Source organism: Pseudomonas sp. IPO3747, assembly GCF_013385245.1.
Taxonomy (GTDB): Bacteria; Pseudomonadota; Gammaproteobacteria; order Pseudomonadales; family Pseudomonadaceae; genus Aquipseudomonas; species Aquipseudomonas edaphica.
In genome coordinates this window covers 176,361-193,562 of the sequence record NZ_JACAQL010000022.1, presented here as the reverse complement: position 1 = coordinate 193,562, position 17,202 = coordinate 176,361, and the positions used below count along the sequence as shown (strand labels likewise).

Below are 17,202 nucleotides of genomic sequence, written 5' to 3'. Positions count from 1 at the left end.
ATTCCGACACTCCTGTCGACTCCCTTCCCTTCGGAGGCCTTATGACCAAGATGGCAATTTTCCTGTTCGGTTTTCTGGTGCTGACCATCGGTATCGGCTTGCTGGCAACCATCTCGCCGGTGTGAGGCACTGCTTCACGCAAAAAGCATCGGGTACAACGACAGCACCAACAGCGCCGCCATCGACCCGTTGAATACCCGCAACCAACGCGGCTCGCGCAGCACGTTGCGCAATCCACTGCCGCAGCCCACCCACACGCACACACTGGGCAGGTTGACCACCGCAAATACCAGCGCAATCACCAGTACATTGGTCACATAACCTTCGGCCGGCGTATAGGTGGTGATTGCTCCCAGCGCCATGATCCATGCCTTGGGGTTGACCCACTGAAACGCGGCCGCGCCAAGAAAGGTCATGGGTTTGCCACGCTCGTCAGGGTTCTCGGACATGCCGCCAGCGGTGGCAATCTTCCACGCCAGGTAGAGCAAATAGGCCGCTCCCACATAGCGCAACACCGTGTAGGCCCACGGGAATACCTTGAACACTTCGCCCAGGCCCAGGCCTACCGACATCACCAACAGCATGAAGCCGATGCTGATCCCCAGCGCGTGGGGCATCGAGCGGCGAAAGCCAAAATTCACCCCCGAGGCGAGCAACATGGTGTTGTTCGGGCCGGGCGTGATCGAGGACACGAAGGCAAACAGGACAAAGGCGGACAAGAGGCTGGTGGACATGAACATGGCGCGGCATCCAGGCGGTAGTGGTATGCCTGCGACAGTAGTGGGTTACAGCCCTTGCCGCCCCGTACAGCTAGGGGCGGATCGAGGCATACACTTTGGCGTTATCGAGCTGATCGGTAGAGTTGCGCGCCTTGCTTGAGTCTGCGCTGAACACATCACAACGGCGTACAGGCCGACTACGGTTCCCGCTGAGCCCGGCGGGAACCGTTGGTGTTGGCAGACAACCCACGCGTCTCAGTTTTGGGGCCGTTGCTTGGTCGAGTCCAGCTCAGCCTTTTTGCCCGTGGAGATCTCGGTGATCTGCGCGGACTTGGCGATGGCAAAGTCGAAGGTGTCCTGCATTTTGGCGATGGCGTCGGTCGAGGTGCCATCGAGCCCACCCTTGGCCGCCCAATCGAAGTTCCACACGCCGGAGAGGTTATCGGCCCCCGCCACGTCGTGGGTTTCGATCGCAGTGAACACGTCCGGGTGGCGCTCCATGTACTTGGCAGCGTCGGACACATCCGTGGGCACTTTGCCCGAAGCATTGTTGGCCAGTTGCGTGAGTTCCTGCTTGGTGATCGCTGACTTGCCCGTTTGGCGCATGTAGTCGGCAATAACCTTGCTGGACTTGGCAATGTTCAACTTGTCGTCGAACGTGGAAGGCGAAGACTTTGGCGTATTCGACCCGCCAGACGCGGGCGTTACGGTAGTAGACATCGGCGCTGCTCCTTCAATGGAACGAATGAAATCGTCAAGCTGACGATACCCCGACGCGGACGTTAGCATGGGCAAAGGGCCATTCCGCACGCTTCACAACATTTCACAACGCCAGGCGGGTTTTGCCGGTGTTTTCGAAGCGCCGTTACCCTGTGCTAGCTGACAACCTCTAGTATGAGTGGGCTGTTGTGGCGAGCAAGCTTGCTTGCGCTGGGGTGCGAAGCAGCCCCAATAAAGGCACTGCAATGTTCCTGAAAGAACTCAGCGACTGGGTTTGGCGCTGCTTCGCAGCCCAACGCAGGCGGTGCGACGATTCGACAAGCCTGCTCGCCACAGGAGAAACTGGCTGCCTTGAAAAGTTGTGTAGGTACCTAGGGCCATCGCAGGCAAGCCAGCTCCCACATACAAGCAATTCGAAAAAATCATCAAGCCGGGCGCACATCCCGCTGCCTGGCCAACCCTTCCAGCGTAAACCGTGCCTGCATCAGCACCACATCGCGCACCGCCTCCATCTCCTTCTGATTCACCTCGGTCCACTTCAGCGCTTCCAGCAACTTGGGCTTCTGCACCCGAAACGCCAAGCCCTGGGTGAACAGCGCCATGGAGTGAATCACCGTGCGCTCGTCTTCCACGGCAAAGCCGGAAAGGCGCGCGATCAGTTGGCGTATGACCCGACCAATGCGTGCCTTGAAGCGGTCTTCAAAGGCGGTAGTTGCGCTTTGCGGGCACAGGCCCGCCTGATGACGATCCATAAATGCGCGCCAGATCGTGGTCTGGGGGCTGTCCTGGATGGTGGACACCACCGTACCCAGAATGCCCAGCGAGACGTCGATCAAGGTTTTATCGCTCGCCTTGGCATCCGCCAACGCGGCCTCGGCCGCTTCCACGCACGGCGACATCTTGCGCCACAGCAGCGTGATCAAATGCTCGACACACTCCAGGTACACGCCTTCCTTGCCATCGAAGTAGTACTGGATCGCGGGCGCATTAACCCCGGCAGCCGTGGCGATGTCACGGGTGGACGCGCGGTCATAGCCGCGTTCGCCAAACACCTCGACCGCCGCTTCGACGATACGTGCGCGGGTTTCTTCACCGCGCTGGTAACCACCTTCGGCAGCAGGTTTATGTCGTGCCATGTGCAGCTCCTCTCGAATACCGGACCAAAATATACCAGTTGACAAAAATTCGCGAAAAATAGAATTTATTCCATCCGATATAAAACCGGCTCTCACAAACAGGAATGACCCGATGTCCGCTGCAACACCCTCCCCTCAGGTCATTCCTGAAGACACCGTCAATGGCCAGCGCAGCAAGGCGCGCCGCATTCTGCTGGGTATCGTCAGCCTCGCGCTGCTGGGCGGCCTTGGCTGGGCCGCGTGGTGGTGGCTGGACGGGCGCTTTATCGAGACCACCGACGATGCCTACCTGCAGGCCGACAGCATCAGCGTAGCGCCCAAGATCAACGGCTATGTGGCCGAGGTGCTGGTCAGCGACAACCAGAACGTCAAGCGTGGCGACGTGCTGGTGCGCCTGGATGCGCGCAAATACCAGGCGGTGAGCGACGAAGCCTCGGCGACGATAGCTGCGCGCAATGCCGACTACGCCAAAGCCCAGGCCGACCTGGTACAGCAAGATTCCACCATTGCCGAAGCCCGCGCCCAATTGCAAGGCGCCCAGGCCGACGCACAACACGCGCAAACCGAAGTGGCTCGCTATGCGCCGCTGGCCCGCTCCGGCGCCGAGCCGGAAGAACGCCTGGCGCAACTCAACAACCAACTGGCGCAGGCGCGCAGCACCGTGGCCGCCAAACAGGCTGCGCTGCGCTCCAGCGAAACCCGCTACGGCACCCTGCAAGCCCAACTCAAACAAGCCCAGGCGCAACTCGGCGTGGCCAAGGCCAGCGAAGCCCAGAGCCAGTTGGATGTGGATGATGCGGTGATCCGCAGCCCGCTCGATGGTCGGGTCGCCGACCGTGGTGTGCGCGTCGGCCAGTACGTGCAGCCCGGCACGCGCTTACTGACGGTGGTGCCAATCAGCGCGATCTACCTGACCGCCAATTACAAGGAAACCCAGATCGGCGAGATGCGCCCCGGCCAGGCCGTAACGGTACACGTGGATGCACTGCCCGGCCGTAACCTGCAGGGCCATATCGACAGCCTGTCGCCCGGCACTGGCGCGCAGTTCGCCTTGTTGCCGCCGTCGAATGCCACCGGCAACTTCACCAAAATCGTCCAGCGTGTGCCGGTGAGGATCGCGCTTGATGTACCCGATGATATTCGCGCCTCGTTGATGCCCGGCCTGTCGGCCACCGTCGAAGTCGACACGCGTAGCCACGCGGCGGATGCCAACCATGGCTGAGGCGCTGATGGCCGAGGCCGTCGCCGAAAAACCGCGCAACGCCTCGTTGACCGACTGGATCGCCGTGGCTGCCGGAGCATTGGGCGCCTTGCTGGCGACGCTGGACGTGTCGATCACCAACTCGGCGCTGCCGCAGATCCAGGGCCAGATCGGCGCGACCGGCACCGAAGGCACGTGGATCGCCACCGGCTACCTGATGTCGGAAATCGTCATGATCCCGCTCGCCGCATGGCTGACGCGGGTATTCGGCCTGCGCCGCTTTCTGATCGGCACCGCGCTGATGTTCACCGCGTTTTCGATGTTCTGCGGCTTGTCCTCCAGCCTCGGCGCGATGATCGCCGGGCGCATCGGCCAGGGCTTTGCCGGCGGTGCGATGATCCCCACCGCGCAGACCATCGTGCGCACGCGCCTGCCCCCGCACCAACTGGCGATCGGCACCACCATGTTCGGCATGACCGTGATTCTCGGCCCGTTGCTGGGCCCGGTGATCGGCGGCTGGCTCACGGAAAACATCAACTGGCGCTGGTGTTTCTTTCTCAACCTGCCCATCAGCATTGCGCTGATCACCTTGCTGATCACCGGCCTGCCGACCGAGCGCATGAACCTGCAGCGCTTTATCAGCGCTGACTGGTTGGGCATCCTCGGCCTGGCCATGGGTTTGAGTTCGCTGACCGTGGTGCTCGAAGAAGGCCAGCGCGAACACTGGTTTGATTCGCTGCTGATCATCTGGCTGAGCATCGCCACCGTCACCGGGTTCTTCCTGATTGCCGTGGGGCAACTGCGCTCAACAACCCCGATCCTGCGCCTGCAACTGGTGCTCAACAAAAGCTTTGGCAGCGTGCTGTTGATCGGCACAGCGGTCGGCGCCGGCATCTATGGCACGGCGTACCTGGTGCCGCAATTCCTGGGCATTTTGTCGGGCTACAACGCGCAGCAGTCGGGCGCGATCATGCTGTTATCGGGGATTCCGGCGTTTGTGTTGATGCCGATTCTGCCAAGAATGCTGGGCCGCTACGACCTGCGCTGGATGGTCGGCGCCGGGCTGTTGCTGTACTGGGCCAGTTGCTACGTCGACACCACGCTCACCACTGACAGCGTTGGCCATGACTTTATCTGGTCGCAACTGCTGCGCGGGTTCGGGCAGATCCTGGTGATGATGCCTCTAAGCCAATTATCCATGCGCTCGGTGCAAACCCACGAAGCCGGGGACGCTGCCGGGCTGTACAACATGTCGCGCAACCTGGGCGGCACCATCGGCCTGGCCCTGCTCGGCGTGTTGATGGACCGGCGCAGCCACTTTCACGACGACATGCTGCGCGAAGGCGTCCAGGCCAACAGCCAATTGGCCCAGGACCACATGGCAAGCAGCACCGCCAGCTACCTGGCACAAACCGGTGATGCGTCCACCTCACAGCTGCAAGCCTTTGCGCAACTGGCCAATGATATCGCGCGGCAAGCTTCGGTCATGGCCTACAACGACTCGTTTTATCTACTGGGACTGGCGATGCTGGCGTGCCTGCCCCTGATCTTTATTCTGAAAAAGCGCACGGTAACCCGATGATCCCTCGCAAGCTTGCTCTTCTGTTCAGCGTTGCGCTGCTGTCCGCCTGCACGGTCGGCCCCGACTACCAGGGTGCCCCCAACGTTGCGCCAAAAACCCTGGCGGCCGGGCGCCTGCCGCATGCCGATAACACCTCCGCTGGCGCACCCGCTGTCGCGCAGTGGTGGCGCACGCTGGGCGACGCGCAGCTCAACGAACTGGTGGACAAAGCCCTGCGCAACAGCCCCGACATCGCCACCGCCCAGGCCCGGTTGAAGCAATCGCGCGCCAGCCTTAGCGGCGCACAGGCCAACGCGATGCCCAAGGTCAGCGGTGATGCTGCGATGCTCAAACTGCGCTCGCCCGACACCTCCGCGCTGGGTGGCAACAGTGGCGGCGGCCGCGGCCCGCTGAACCTCTACCTCGCCGGCTTCGATGCCAGCTGGGAAGCCGACCTGTTCGGCGGCACCCGTCGCGCCGTCGAGGCTGCGCAGGCCGAAGCCGACGCGTCCCAGGCGCAATTGGCCGATGCCCAGGTGCAACTGGCCGCCGAAATCGTCCAGGCCTACACCGACCTGCGCGACCAGCAAACACGCCTGGCACTGGTGGACTCCAGCGTCGACATCGAAAACCAGGCCCTGGACCTCACCCAGCAGCGCCGCGAGCGCGGCGTGGCCTCGCAACTGCAACTTGAACAAGTCATCACCCAAGCCGAAAACACCCAGGCCCAGCGCCTGCCACTGCAAGCCGCCATCGTCGAATCCCTCGACCAACTCGGCCTGCTTTGCGGCCTGGAACCCGGCGAACTGGATGGCCAACTCGCCACTGCCCGCGCCCTGCCCGCCTTACCCAGCGCCGTGCCGTTGGCCGACCCGGCGGCGCTGCTGAAGGCGCGCCCGGATATCCGCATGGCCGAGCGTAAACTGGCCTCCGCCAACGCACAGATCGGCGAAAAAACCGCCGACTGGTTCCCCAAGCTCAGCCTCACCGGCGACCTGTCCTTCTCGGCCAGCGACCCCGGCCACCTTGCGCGTAAAGACAGCGGCACCTGGCTGGTCCTGCCGCGCATCACCTGGAACGCCCTCGACTTCGGCCGCGTCGCCGCCAGCGTCAAAGGCGCCGAGGCCGGACGCGATGAAGCCTTGGCGCAGTACAAGAGCGTGGTATTGAGTGCATTGCGCGATGCGGATGTGGCCTTGGCACGCTATGGGCATCAGCGTCAGAATGTGGTGCTGCTGCGTAACGTGGAATCTTCGGCAATACGCGCCGCCGACCTGACCCGCCAGCGTTATCGCGCGGGCACGGCCAGCACCCTCGATTGGCTGGATGCCGAGCGCACGCGCTACCAGGCGCAAGAGAGCCGGATATCCGGCGACGCTGAACTGCTGAAGGATTTTGCCTCGCTGCACAAGGCGCTTGGGTTAGGCTGGACGCTGTAAAGGGTTCTACGCACATAAACCAAGGAACAACATGATCACCCTTCGTAAAGCGACAACGGCCGATATCGATACGCTGCGCGAGGTCGGTTGCCAGACCTATCGCGAGCATTTTTCGACATTATGGTCGCCTGCCGGTATGCACGGTTTTCTTGAGCAGGATTTTTCATCCAGTGCGCTGCGCCAGTCACTCGAGTTGCCAGGCAAGCATGCGTGGTTCACTGCTTTCGATGAACAAGGCAACGCCGTCGGGTTTGCCAAAGTGAATTGGTCGGTGCCGGCGCCGTTAACCGCTGAAGTGGGCGCGGAGCTGCAGAAAATCTACCTGCTCAAATCCGCCGCCGGAAGGGGTTACGGCAAACAACTGTTGCAGTGTGTTCGCGATGAAGTGGCGCAACGTGGTGAGCATTTACTGTGGCTGGACGTGCTCAAAACCAACGTCAGTGCACAGGGCTTTTATGAGGCATTCGGGTTTCGGCGCATGGGCGAAATTCCCTTCAGCACGGACCTTGCCGACATCGGGATGGTCGTCATGGGACTTCAATTGAAACAGCAGGTGCAGCGCTAAATGGCCGAACTGATAGAGGGACTCGACGGGCCCAGAACCGCACAACAAGAACTGTTTTACGACCTTGACGACGCGCGCGCAGTTATCGGCTGGTCGGTGGTGGAGCTGACGGCGATGGCCGCGAACGGTAGAACACCCGAAGAAGCAGTGGCCCTGATGAAAATGTGCGCATTGCTGGCTGCGCAACAGGAAAAGCTTGGCGTGTACGCCGAAGAGGTGAAGGCACAGCGTATTGTCCGCGCTGAGGCCTAGCGAGTAATAAAAAAAGGAATATATACATGCCGTTTTCATTGGAAGAAAGAACCGCCTTGCTCGCTCTCAAGGGCGTAGGCCCCACCGTGATTACACGGCTGGAGCAGTTGGGCATTGACTCATTGGAAGTGCTTGGAAAGTCGAACGTGAGCGACATTCTGGCGCAAGCATCGGCAGCAGTCGGGTCGACCTGCTGGAAAAACAGCCCTCAAGCGCGGGCGGCCATTACCGCTGCGGTGGCGCTCGCACAAAAAGCCTGACAAAAAAGTGTAAACCACAGCCGAAATCCTGCACGTTTTAACGGCCATCACCCATCAATTAAAGGCTAACACCGTAACTGTGGCGAGCAGGCTTGCCCTGCGTTGGGCTGCGAAGCAGCCACAGTTCGCTCTAACTGACGTGTCACGCCGCCTGAATAGGCTTAGCTCGCAGCTCAATCAGTCGATAATCACATCGCGACCTTCCGCCTTCAAACGGGCAAGGTTGTCCTTCATCTGCTGCAACCGCTCAGGCGCATGCCCCTGCCACTTCGTCACCTCAGCCACCACCCGTAGCGGCTCCAACGAGCGATAGGACAGCGTCGGGTTACCGGCAAATTTCTTATCCGTCACGTTGGGGTCATCCAAGATTGGCCCGGTGGCCTCTACCACGTAAATCCGTTCTGGACCGTCACCCAACGCCAGCTCAGCGCCCCAAATCGCAGCGTCCAACGTGCCCGCGAAATACACCCAGGACAGTGGCTTGCCCGTTGTGAAGTTGGAGGGGTAGCCGACGCGGACGGTGTCGCCTGGCTCCAGGTCAGCCCGGGTGCCGTGGAAGAACTGGCGGGTGAATACGCCGGCAGTAGTGGACATGGCTGGGTGCTCCTTGGAGGAAGGGAGTTGGGGGTAATAACACAAAAAATGGATGAAATGGAGAAGCCAAAACAGTGATGGCACTGTAGCATCACTGCTTTTCTTTTGAGGCCCCCGCGTGAACAAGAAATTTCTATATTGCACTGGCGCGTTCATTCCGTTGGCCGCTGTCGTTTATGCCTTCCCCCTTTACGTCCGTGTTGACCCGTCGATTAAATTCTGGCTTTTCCTTGGGGTTCTGGCGCTCATCGTGATGATCATGCACGTGGCTGCGCACCTTGGCGCACTCGCTGATAACAAAGCGTTTCTGGAGGCAATAAATCGCCTTCCCACCGTGCGCATCACCCACCGACTGACTCGGGAAAACCTGATCAAGAAAATGCAGGCTGGCGTATTGATGCCCTACCCGGCAAAGCGCGGGCGCCTGCCAGAATGGTTCGCCCATTGGATGGATGGCAAACACCCCGCCACCTGGGTATCCATTGGCAAACCTGAAGACGTCAGCCCTGCTCTGCTGGGGTCCGTTCGTCAAAAAGAATGGCCCATGGCAATTTCGTTCCATGTGCCAAGTACAGACATCGTGATGCCACCTGGTTTTCTGAAACACCTGTATGGCTGCTACCAACAGCGGCTGCTCAATACGGTGAAGATCCCACACAACGCCGATCTGTATAAACGCGTCGGGAAAAATTGGCAGTTGCTGAGCCTTCTGGAACGCCAAGCACTGTACGCTCCGGTTGCTATGGCGGTGGCGGCTTAACAAAAGAAAGGGATGGATTCATGTCACTGAACATAGGTCCGCCCCTTCTCTCGGCAGCAGAGCATCAGCGCTGGTCGATTTCGATTTTTTGAGTTGGATCGGGGCTGTACTTTTGGCGTTTTAATTGCGGGTCGCCTTTGGCCAGGCAAAAGAAGAATATCTCCGCCTCCCCGCAGCCGCCGCGCATGGCTCGCGCATTCGCTTGACTGCAAATGCGCGAGCCATGCGCGGGGTTGCGGAACGGCTTTCAAATTGCAGGCATTAAAAAACCCCGTAGACCGTTGATCTACGGGGCTTCCAAGAGTGGAGGCCGAGGTCGGAATCGAACCGGCGTAGGCGGATTTGCAATCCACAATTAAAACTCTAAAAATCAATTAGTTAAATAAATTACTTTTCCGCATTTGTGATGTATTTAAACGGCCGGAGACCTTTGTTTGCGCGACGTTGATTTTTCATTGCGGAACTGTTTTTCGCTCCAATCTTGGCTGATCAGCATCGCCGCCGTCGATTCACCCACTCCCTGAGCTGGCCCTCGACACAACGGCAAGACAGGCAGCTATCGGCCCAAAACATTCCTTCACGAAGAGCAGGAATTGGCTGATTCCTGCTGCCTGCAACCGACACAAGACCGAGCGCATGGGGCTATTTTTTGGGCGCCATAGATCACTCCCCCCATATTTCTTTGAGAAAATCGGGTCCTTGCGTTTTCTTAATTTACCGGTGGCTTCTTTAGGCCAACCGAGTCGCCGGCCTATTCGATGGCTACAAGGCATCTAGATCGATCGGGGCGAAAGCGACAGGCAGTTGCACCTTCACAGCGTCCCGTTGTGCCAGGGGTATCAACATGCCCATGCTCTGATCGAAAGAGTCCAATATGCGCGGCATAGCGGTCAACGGTTGGTCCAAGGGCTCAAAAAAATTATCCCAATGGATCGGGATCACGATTTTAGCGCCCGTCTGGACAACCGCCTCTTGCCAATATTGCGCGACAAACTCCGGGGTTTGTTTACCTAACGTTCCGATGCCAAGGAACACCACATCTGCCCTGACATCCTTGAACTTGCCTGGACTGTAATTACCACTGGCGATCACCAGAAGACGACGGCTGCCATGAGTAATCAGGTACGAGAAGTTTTCGCCAACTTTGAAATCCTCCTGCCGGGCAGGAGTGTGCAGCGGATGATCGATGAAGCCTGGTGAGGTGGGATGTGGTGAATGCGGGGTCTCGAAGGCTTTGATTTGAAATTGACCAAACGAAAAAGAATCTCCGTCTTTGATTACCTTGATACGCTCAGGAGGTAATCCGGCACCCATAACGGCGTTGGCAGTCGATGCTGTACCCAATACCGTAGCGCCTGTTTTGAGAGCAACCAAGCCACTGTCCAGGACATGGTCGTAATGCGAATGCGCGACGAATATCGCTGCAAGCTTGGAAATGCCAGCGCTGCGCAAACTTGCATCAATGCGCTGCTCATTAGGCTGTATAGCCGTCAGTAGCACCGAATAAATACTTGGCCGTGAGAAAAAACCGTCCTCCATGATCGCAGTCTCCCCATCATCGAAGCTCAATGTGCCAGCGCCCAGAAAACGCACCGTCAAGTCCGGAGATCCTTGACCGACTTGCGGTCTTAGCGAAGCAAAGGGTTGAACCGAGGGTGATGAGAATTTCCATGCCCCCCAGAGCGTCCCTGCCAACACTGCCATAACAAATGCACAGCCCAACACTTTTTTGCTACGACTCACGCTACATCTCCTGATATTGATATTGAAATGGATAGGCATCGCTGCCCTCCATAGCCGGATCTAGTTTTTTATCTAAGCTGCCCGCCTCATATAAGACGAGACGCATTAAGCTACGCTGTAAGCGCCCGCTAAGTAAGCGTTTGCCAATCACACTTTGCGATGACGCCAAGACTGTGTCTATATTAAACGGATCGTTTCCCCACGTCTCATATTCGTAATCCAGTCCAGATTGCCAGGTCGGCGGAGTCAGCCCAAGAATATCAATTTCCCTGGTTACTACCCGGCGCTGGTGTCCATGTTTGCAGTAGCGCTACAGCGCTGCCCAGAATTTCAGGCTGTCATCGATTGCTTTGCTGATGGCCGAACCTTCGGGCTCGAGGTCGCACTGGGCGCTCATCCAGGCATGCAAAATATTCATCACCAATTCACACCAAAACCGGCTGTATATCTAGCACTGTCCAAGTTGCTATTATCGGATTTACCCGCGACTACCGCGTGTTCATATTTCAGATTTAAGGAAGCCCATTCCGTGACACTGTAACGCAAGCCTAGCTCAGAGTCATAAGCATAATATGCTATATCGCTGAGTGGCCTTCCCAACTCACCCGATGTAAAAAATTCAAACTTTTTTCCAACCAGATATCGTTTGAAGTCCCAGCGGGCAGACGTGAAGTAAAACGTACTACTGCTACCGTCTGAGTACCCGAAACGCATACGATTCAACAGCGCTACGATGGTAAGCTTGCCTAATTGATCGTCCCAGAATTGGTAACCGGGACCGGTGCCAATTTTTCGACTGGTTATTAGGTCTTCGAACTGATCCTTTTTGTAATTGAAGCCTCCTTCCCAAAGCCAGTTATCGGTTAGGAAACGATCCACGGAGTACTCGGCACTCCAGTTTGCCGTACTTGCAACCTCTGCGTCATCTTCGCGGACGTGAGCAGTCGCGCTATGCCGCCAAGAGCCACTGACAAAACTTGTTTGTGCCGCAAGTTCAACATTTTCACTCTCTGCCTTAGCCTTTTCGGCATGAAGCGCAAGGTCAATGTTCCCCTTCCAAATTGCAGCCGTGAGGTTGGGTTGGGGCTTCATAATCTGGTCGATATTGTTAAGGTCGACAAGACTCAAACCAACGCCCACACCAACTCGCACGTTGCCTTGCGGACCGGTTTGAATCGATTCAACAGTTCCTTGCAACTGGCCCACTTGCTTTACCATGAGCGGCTGCTTGCTTTCCAAAGTTTGAATCTGGTCCTTACTGATCGTTATATCGCCTCCGTAATTCGTACTCAGAACAAGATTTGCGCCCTCCATCAAAATGATGTCTCCGCTAACACGGTCACCATTTTTCAGCATTACATTGTCCGCAGATGCGCACAGTGAAAGAACGCTCACGTAGACAGAGCACGACAATATCACCGCTGTTAATCGCATGACGAACCCACCGGGCTTGAGAAACCTGCCATATGTCACAATTACCGTGTTTTACATTATGAAGAACCGCCCTCCGTTCGCTTTGCAGCGTGAAGTCAGCATCGCAATCTCAATGCCGTCGTTAGCCGCGAGATCTAAGTTTCTAAATAGAGCTATTTAGCTTGACCGATTCGAAATCATACAGGACTGCTGCGCATCACTTATTTACTTGACAGTTGACGCTCATACCAGCATTAAAGAAAACAAGCTATTTTATCCATAGCTTGTTTCGCTTCAGGTATCGGAAGGATTGGCCACACGTGAATCATTCCTCTCCCGATATGCAACTGAACCTCACCTCCAAGCGCCAACGTTTTCTCACAGAAATTAATTGCATCGTGGTGAATAATGTCGCGGGTGCCAGCGAAAATAAGGATCGGAGGTAGATTTTCTGGATCTCCGTTAATCGGACTTACGTAGTTGTGGTCCGTACCAAGATCTCCCGCATACATCATGCCGGCCGCTCTTAAACCTCTCGCGGAGAGCATTGGATCTGACTTCTCGGTTTTTGAAATTAACTCGTTACTCAACGTGACATCCATCCAAGGGCAGATCAATACTAGCTTAGTAGGTTGCACATATCCGATATCTGTTAACGCGAAGCAGAGGGCAACTGCAAGGCCGCCGCCAGCTGAGTCGCCCATTACATTCATTGCGTGACATCGAGCGTTAAAACAAGCAAGCTTATATATAGACAACATGCGAAAAATAACGGTTTTACATTTAGTCTCTGGTGCAAGGGGATAAAGCGGCACTATGATAATATAGCCATATCTTTCGACTAACGTTTGAAGAAAGCGCCAGTGCAGAAACGTAATAGGCCAAACGTAAGCTCCACCATGAAGATAGAAAATATGTTTGGAGCTTGCTTGGTCATCTTTAGGGGCTAGCCTGTAGACTTCGATACCATCAACCATTTGGAGTTCGATGGAGATTTTCTTTTGCATTTTAATAGTTGGTCTTGCAGGGCCCTGCTCTCGTGATTTCCGAAAACTCTTCAGCACTCTATCCAAGGAGCCATAAACTGATTTTCGCCTGACCAGCAAAAGATATGCTATAAGTGCGCGACTTCTAAAACTAGATTCTTGAGGATTAGTTAGCGAGCCCACAATATATTCCAGTATAAATATTATTAAAAATTAAAATAAGTAATCGTTCAAACCAGCGTTGGTCAACCGGTCTAAGCAGTATTCGTTATTGCGAAACGACTCAACATTGGCGAATGGTACATCGCGGAACACTGCCGCCCACTCTCCAATGCCTGCTATTACCGCTTTTCATCGCACTATAGCGAGCTGGCCATCAGATGATTGGCCACCGCTCGATAGGCGGGCAAGGTAGTCGGATCGAAGTTCGAACTGCTAGCCAAGGGGTGCGAGGCATAACGCACAATGACCATTTTCGCCTTGGGGTCGATATACATGCTTTGTCCGTGGAGCCCACGTGCCGAGTAGACGCCATGAGTGTCGTGGGACACCCACCACATGTTGCGATAACTCCAGTTTGGCAGCAGCTCATAGCCTGCCTTGGCGAAGTCTTGCTGGCTGGCGCCCCCACGAATATTCGCGATCACGCTCTTGGGCACTATCTGCTGGCCATTAAACTTGCCGTCCAGGCGCATCATCTCGCCGAAACGGGCCAAGTCGCGCAACGAGGTGTTGAAACCGCCACCGGTAAACGCGGTACCCACCTCATCGACGATCAAGTAGGCGTCCTGCTCGGCCCCCAGCTTGCTCCAGATGCGCTCTTGTAGATTGACTGCGATGGGTTTGCCCGTCGCGCGCTGGATCACCCAGGACAAAACGTCGGTATTGACCGTCTTGTAAGCAAAGGCCTGACCGTGCTCGCCCTCTTTGCGCAGTTTCATCAGGTATTCGGTCACCGCGGTTGCGCCGACGTATCCCTCCGGTCGCGATGTCATATGGGCGGCTCGTAAGTACTCCCAGATTTCCGCTTTGGGGTCGGCGTAGTCTTCCGAGTAGCGAACACCGACTGTCATATCCATTACTTGGCGTACCGTGGCATCGCCAAATGCACTGTCCCTCAACTCCAGAACGTAGTGGCTGACCTTCGCCTGTGGGTCGATACTACCTTCCTCGACCAGCATCGCCGCCAAGGTGCCGATAAAAGATTTGGTGACCGACATGGCAATGTGCTGGCCCTGATCAGTCAACGCGCCGAAGTAGCGTTCATAGACCACTTGCCCGCGGTGCAGTACCAGGATCCCATCGGTGTAGTTGGCCTTCAGTGACTGTTCCCAGGTCATAGTGCGGTCGCTGCCCAGTAGGGTGAAGACCAGGGCGTCGATGTCTCCGCGTTCGGCGCGAGGTAACGGGCTGGCTGCTCCCTTTCCACGCGCGACCTGCACGCTTGGCAACAGCTCGCGCAGATGCGAGAACGACCAGCGCGTCTGGGGGAACTGCAGGATGTTGCTGAATCGCACGACCTTTTCCGGCACCGGCGGTGAACCTTGCATCCAGCCTATGACCTGCGGATCGCTGGCGTCGGCGCTGAGGAACTGCGGCTGGACGTCAGACTGGGCTATAGCGCTGCCCGGCAAGGTTTGCAGAGCGTCTATTTTCACTTGCATTTTAGTCTCCTTCGCACGCTTGATTACTCGGATTGCGTCGCAATCGGGTGGCCAGCAGGCCTTTTCTGTTCACGGCAACCAATTAGACCTAAGGCCGCAAGATCACACGGAGCTCTGTACTCAATTGCAGGTCGTGAATGCCTTTGAAGATCTTCGAGAAGGTCTCACCCTTTTTAAAGTTGAGCCGGCCGTCATCGTTTCAGGGCATCGAAACGCAAACGCACAGGTTGCCAGCCAAGCGCAAACTCTGGCGAATTTTCTGGGAGTGAGGTACAACCGTCCAATGCAAATATGAAGAGCGATTGATGCATTGAGCGACTTAATTGACTTGAAGCGAATTCGTCACCTGGTCTTGCTTGGAGAGGAACTGCACTTCTCCCGGGCCGCGGAGCGAGCCCATCTTTCGCAGACGGCGTTCAGCCGTAGCATCCAATCGCTGGAAAAAGACCTAAAGGTGCGCCTGTTTGATCGGGACACCCGCTCAGTGACGCTGACATGCGCTGGTCACCAGCTCATTGCTCGGGCGCGCGAGATGCTGGCGTGCGCCGACAAGTTGGTCGCGGAGGCCAGCGACATCGCCGGGGGGCAGGGAGGTGAACTCAACTTCGGCGTCGGCATGATGACCGCCAACACCACCCTTCCCAACGTGCTGCTGGCCTTGCGCAAGAGCGCGCCCAAGCTGGTGGTGACCCCTGAAGTCAATTACTGGCATCACTTGGCCAACCAACTGGCACAGGAAGACATCGAGTTTGTCGTAGCGAGCGTGCGGGTCGAGCAGGGGGTAGACCCACGCTTTGACGTTCGGAGTTTGCCGCCACAACCGGCCTCTATCTTCTGTCGCCACGAGCACCCACTGGCTCGACAGGCCGAGCCGGTGACGCATCAGCAACTACTCGCCTACCCGTGGGCTGCTGTGACCACGGACGACGTGCACGCCCGGGCGCTATTCGGAATGCCCTCGACGACACTACTGCCGTGGAAGTTGGTATGCAATGAGCTGAACTGCCTGCGTCAGGCCACGCTGACTAGCGACGCGCTACTGCTCACTTGGCAATCTTGGCTAGCGCCTGATTTGGAGAGTGGCGTGCTGATCGATCTAATCGAAAAAATCCAGCCTGCGATCCCCATACATTTGCGCTCTATCCCGGAAACCATCGTGTTTCATGCCGGCCGTACGTTGTCACCCATCGCCAGAAAAACCATCGCACTGATTATCGACGAGGCAGAAAAACGCCTGCCTGTCGTAACTCAGTCAGCGGCCATCTCGGACTAACTTCAGACTACGGTCGAGCTCCATCTGAGCAAACGAAGCGCTGGTCAGCATGAGAACCGAACTTTCTCTCTTTCCCCTCCGTTGTATGCAGGGCTGACTGACAAAGCAAACCCTTGCTTTGACGTTCGCCGAAACAAGGAAAAGCCACGGGACTATTATGCCGGTGAAACCGTATGGAACGCGGTATACGCGGAAGCGGTACAGGAGTTCATGGACGCGATGGATCTGGCCTACCTGACCGGCCAACGTCCCGCCGATGTGCTCAAGATTGCAGCCACCGACTTGAACAATGGCTTTTTGCTGATTGGTCAGGGCAAGACCGAAAAACGTCTCCGTCTTCGTTTGGAGGATGCCGGAATCCAATCCGGCCTGAGTAGCTTTATCGACGACCTGCAAGAACGCCGAGCCGTCAATGGAATCCGAACGTCAACCTTGATAACAAACGCGTCTGGACTTCGGATGAGCCAGCAGATGCTACGTATGACCGCTTCCGGCCGTTGTGGGCGCTTAGGCTCCTTAGTCTCAAGCACAATCCCACGTCCAATCGAGGAGAGGCTAACGATAACGGCGTCTTGAATTTCCCGAAAAAAGGCAGTGTTGCGGAAGTGATCCGAAAAATTGCGGAAGCGATGACCAAATCGCAGACAATAAAAACCCCGTAGACGTTAATCTACGGGGTTTTCAAGAGTGGAGGCCGAGGTCGGAATCGAACCGGCGTAGGCGGATTTGCAATCCGCTGCATAACCATTTTGCTACTCGGCCTCAAACGATCAACGCCCTGACTACTGACATTCACCGCATAAAAACTTGAGTGGGCTGTAAAACCCTGCCTCTACTCTAACTCATTGAATGCATTGAAGTTTTAAATGCTTCGTTGCGTTCGATGGGCGCCATTATGTACGTATTTGCTTTTACC

General features: G+C 56.7%; 17 protein-coding genes, 1 tRNA gene and 2 pseudogenes. 8 read left to right on the top strand and 12 right to left on the bottom strand.

What is annotated here, in order from left to right:
- Positions 1-134: 134 nt before the first annotated feature.
- The 3 genes from HX790_RS22390 to HX790_RS22380 form a co-directional block, all read right to left on the bottom strand.
- Positions 135-740 carry a LysE family translocator gene (locus tag HX790_RS22390; protein WP_017138877.1) on the bottom strand — a complete coding sequence of 202 codons (606 nt, stop codon included), beginning with the start codon at positions 738-740 and terminating at the stop codon, positions 135-137.
- Between the two features lie 234 nt (positions 741-974).
- Positions 975-1,439 (bottom strand): hypothetical protein, encoded by a 465-nt coding sequence (locus HX790_RS22385; RefSeq protein WP_017138878.1) that lies wholly within the window; start codon positions 1,437-1,439, stop codon positions 975-977.
- Between the two features lie 425 nt (positions 1,440-1,864).
- Positions 1,865-2,575, bottom strand: a complete 711-nt coding sequence (locus tag HX790_RS22380) for a CerR family C-terminal domain-containing protein (RefSeq protein WP_138452617.1) — start codon at positions 2,573-2,575, stop codon at positions 1,865-1,867.
- A 112-nt stretch (positions 2,576-2,687) separates the two neighbouring features.
- On the opposite strand from HX790_RS22380, the gene HX790_RS22375 reads away from it, so the two are divergent.
- The 6 genes from HX790_RS22375 to HX790_RS22350 are packed head-to-tail and all read left to right on the top strand — an operon-like array spanning position 2,688 to position 7,853.
- Complete coding sequence (locus HX790_RS22375; protein ID WP_176992165.1) at positions 2,688-3,797, top strand: HlyD family secretion protein; 1,110 nt, start codon at positions 2,688-2,690, stop codon at positions 3,795-3,797.
- Entirely contained in the window at positions 3,790-5,358 is a 1,569-nt protein-coding gene (locus HX790_RS22370) for a DHA2 family efflux MFS transporter permease subunit (RefSeq protein WP_099549688.1), read from the top strand. The genes HX790_RS22375 and HX790_RS22370 overlap by 8 nt, the downstream gene beginning before the upstream one ends.
- Positions 5,355-6,776, top strand: coding sequence for an efflux transporter outer membrane subunit (locus HX790_RS22365; protein WP_176992164.1), 1,422 nt, complete (start codon positions 5,355-5,357; stop codon positions 6,774-6,776). Before HX790_RS22370 ends, HX790_RS22365 begins: the two co-directional genes overlap by 4 nt.
- Positions 6,777-6,807: 31 nt before the next feature.
- On the top strand, positions 6,808-7,341 hold the full coding sequence (locus HX790_RS22360) for a GNAT family N-acetyltransferase (protein WP_176992163.1): 534 nt from the start codon (positions 6,808-6,810) through the stop codon (positions 7,339-7,341).
- Positions 7,342-7,593: a hypothetical protein gene (locus HX790_RS22355; RefSeq protein ID WP_176992162.1), complete on the top strand. Its 252-nt coding sequence runs from the start codon at positions 7,342-7,344 to the stop codon at positions 7,591-7,593.
- A 26-nt stretch (positions 7,594-7,619) separates the two neighbouring features.
- Positions 7,620-7,853: a Pathogenicity locus gene (locus tag HX790_RS22350; protein ID WP_017138885.1), complete on the top strand. Its 234-nt coding sequence runs from the start codon at positions 7,620-7,622 to the stop codon at positions 7,851-7,853.
- A 177-nt stretch (positions 7,854-8,030) separates the two neighbouring features.
- On the opposite strand, the gene arr is transcribed toward HX790_RS22350, so the two are convergent.
- Positions 8,031-8,447, bottom strand: a complete 417-nt coding sequence (gene arr, locus HX790_RS22345; protein ID WP_017138886.1) for an NAD(+)--rifampin ADP-ribosyltransferase — start codon at positions 8,445-8,447, stop codon at positions 8,031-8,033.
- Positions 8,448-8,565: 118 nt separating this feature from the next.
- Here arr and HX790_RS22340 point away from each other — a divergent pair, with 118 nt between their 5' ends.
- Positions 8,566-9,207, top strand: coding sequence for a hypothetical protein (locus HX790_RS22340; protein WP_176992161.1), 642 nt, complete (start codon positions 8,566-8,568; stop codon positions 9,205-9,207).
- Positions 9,208-9,969: 762 nt separating this feature from the next.
- On the opposite strand, the gene HX790_RS22335 is transcribed toward HX790_RS22340, so the two are convergent.
- From HX790_RS22335 to HX790_RS22315, 6 genes and pseudogenes are all read right to left on the bottom strand, one after another.
- Entirely contained in the window at positions 9,970-10,950 is a 981-nt protein-coding gene (locus HX790_RS22335; RefSeq protein WP_236447893.1) for an MBL fold metallo-hydrolase, read from the bottom strand.
- Positions 10,951-11,095: 145 nt separating this feature from the next.
- Positions 11,096-11,251: pseudogene (locus HX790_RS29635) on the bottom strand (kinase); the annotation flags it as partial.
- Between the two features lie 116 nt (positions 11,252-11,367).
- A complete protein-coding gene (locus HX790_RS22330) occupies positions 11,368-12,306 on the bottom strand; it encodes a DUF481 domain-containing protein (protein ID WP_256349293.1) in 939 nt (312 codons plus the stop codon).
- A gap of 311 nt (positions 12,307-12,617) precedes the next feature.
- On the bottom strand, positions 12,618-13,370 hold the full coding sequence (locus HX790_RS22325) for an alpha/beta hydrolase (RefSeq protein WP_017138893.1): 753 nt from the start codon (positions 13,368-13,370) through the stop codon (positions 12,618-12,620).
- A 338-nt stretch (positions 13,371-13,708) separates the two neighbouring features.
- Positions 13,709-15,013: a serine hydrolase gene (locus HX790_RS22320; protein WP_017138894.1), complete on the bottom strand. Its 1,305-nt coding sequence runs from the start codon at positions 15,011-15,013 to the stop codon at positions 13,709-13,711.
- A 121-nt stretch (positions 15,014-15,134) separates the two neighbouring features.
- Positions 15,135-15,212: pseudogene (locus HX790_RS22315) on the bottom strand (hypothetical protein); the annotation flags it as partial.
- A gap of 111 nt (positions 15,213-15,323) precedes the next feature.
- Between HX790_RS22315 and HX790_RS22310 the strand changes: the two are divergent.
- The gene (locus HX790_RS22310; protein WP_017138895.1) at positions 15,324-16,286 is read left to right on the top strand and encodes a LysR family transcriptional regulator; all 963 of its coding nucleotides are present in this window, start codon (positions 15,324-15,326) and stop codon (positions 16,284-16,286) included.
- On the opposite strand, the gene HX790_RS29925 is transcribed toward HX790_RS22310, so the two are convergent.
- The gene (locus tag HX790_RS29925; protein WP_176992159.1) at positions 16,266-16,682 is read right to left on the bottom strand and encodes a hypothetical protein; all 417 of its coding nucleotides are present in this window, start codon (positions 16,680-16,682) and stop codon (positions 16,266-16,268) included. The genes HX790_RS22310 and HX790_RS29925 overlap by 21 nt on opposite strands.
- A gap of 292 nt (positions 16,683-16,974) precedes the next feature.
- Positions 16,975-17,048 (bottom strand) — tRNA-Cys (locus HX790_RS22300).
- Positions 17,049-17,202: the final 154 nt, after the last annotated feature.

What these genes read in the sequence shown, in the direction of transcription:
- HX790_RS22380 (WP_138452617.1), bottom strand. Translation starts at nt 2,575, where the DNA reads ATGGCACGACATAAACCTGCTGCCGAAGGTGGTTACCAGCGCGGTGAA.
- HX790_RS22390 (WP_017138877.1), bottom strand. Translation starts at nt 740, where the DNA reads ATGTTCATGTCCACCAGCCTCTTGTCCGCCTTTGTCCTGTTTGCCTTC.
- HX790_RS22325 (WP_017138893.1), bottom strand. Translation starts at nt 13,370, where the DNA reads ATGCAAAAGAAAATCTCCATCGAACTCCAAATGGTTGATGGTATCGAA.
- HX790_RS22385 (WP_017138878.1), bottom strand. Translation starts at nt 1,439, where the DNA reads ATGTCTACTACCGTAACGCCCGCGTCTGGCGGGTCGAATACGCCAAAG.
- HX790_RS22355 (WP_176992162.1), top strand. Translation starts at nt 7,342, where the DNA reads ATGGCCGAACTGATAGAGGGACTCGACGGGCCCAGAACCGCACAACAA.
- HX790_RS22375 (WP_176992165.1), top strand. Translation starts at nt 2,688, where the DNA reads ATGTCCGCTGCAACACCCTCCCCTCAGGTCATTCCTGAAGACACCGTC.
- arr (WP_017138886.1), bottom strand. Translation starts at nt 8,447, where the DNA reads ATGTCCACTACTGCCGGCGTATTCACCCGCCAGTTCTTCCACGGCACC.
- HX790_RS22360 (WP_176992163.1), top strand. Translation starts at nt 6,808, where the DNA reads ATGATCACCCTTCGTAAAGCGACAACGGCCGATATCGATACGCTGCGC.
- HX790_RS22350 (WP_017138885.1), top strand. Translation starts at nt 7,620, where the DNA reads ATGCCGTTTTCATTGGAAGAAAGAACCGCCTTGCTCGCTCTCAAGGGC.
- HX790_RS22320 (WP_017138894.1), bottom strand. Translation starts at nt 15,013, where the DNA reads ATGCAAGTGAAAATAGACGCTCTGCAAACCTTGCCGGGCAGCGCTATA.
- HX790_RS22330 (WP_256349293.1), bottom strand. Translation starts at nt 12,306, where the DNA reads ATGCTGAAAAATGGTGACCGTGTTAGCGGAGACATCATTTTGATGGAG.
- HX790_RS22365 (WP_176992164.1), top strand. Translation starts at nt 5,355, where the DNA reads ATGATCCCTCGCAAGCTTGCTCTTCTGTTCAGCGTTGCGCTGCTGTCC.
- HX790_RS22370 (WP_099549688.1), top strand. Translation starts at nt 3,790, where the DNA reads ATGGCTGAGGCGCTGATGGCCGAGGCCGTCGCCGAAAAACCGCGCAAC.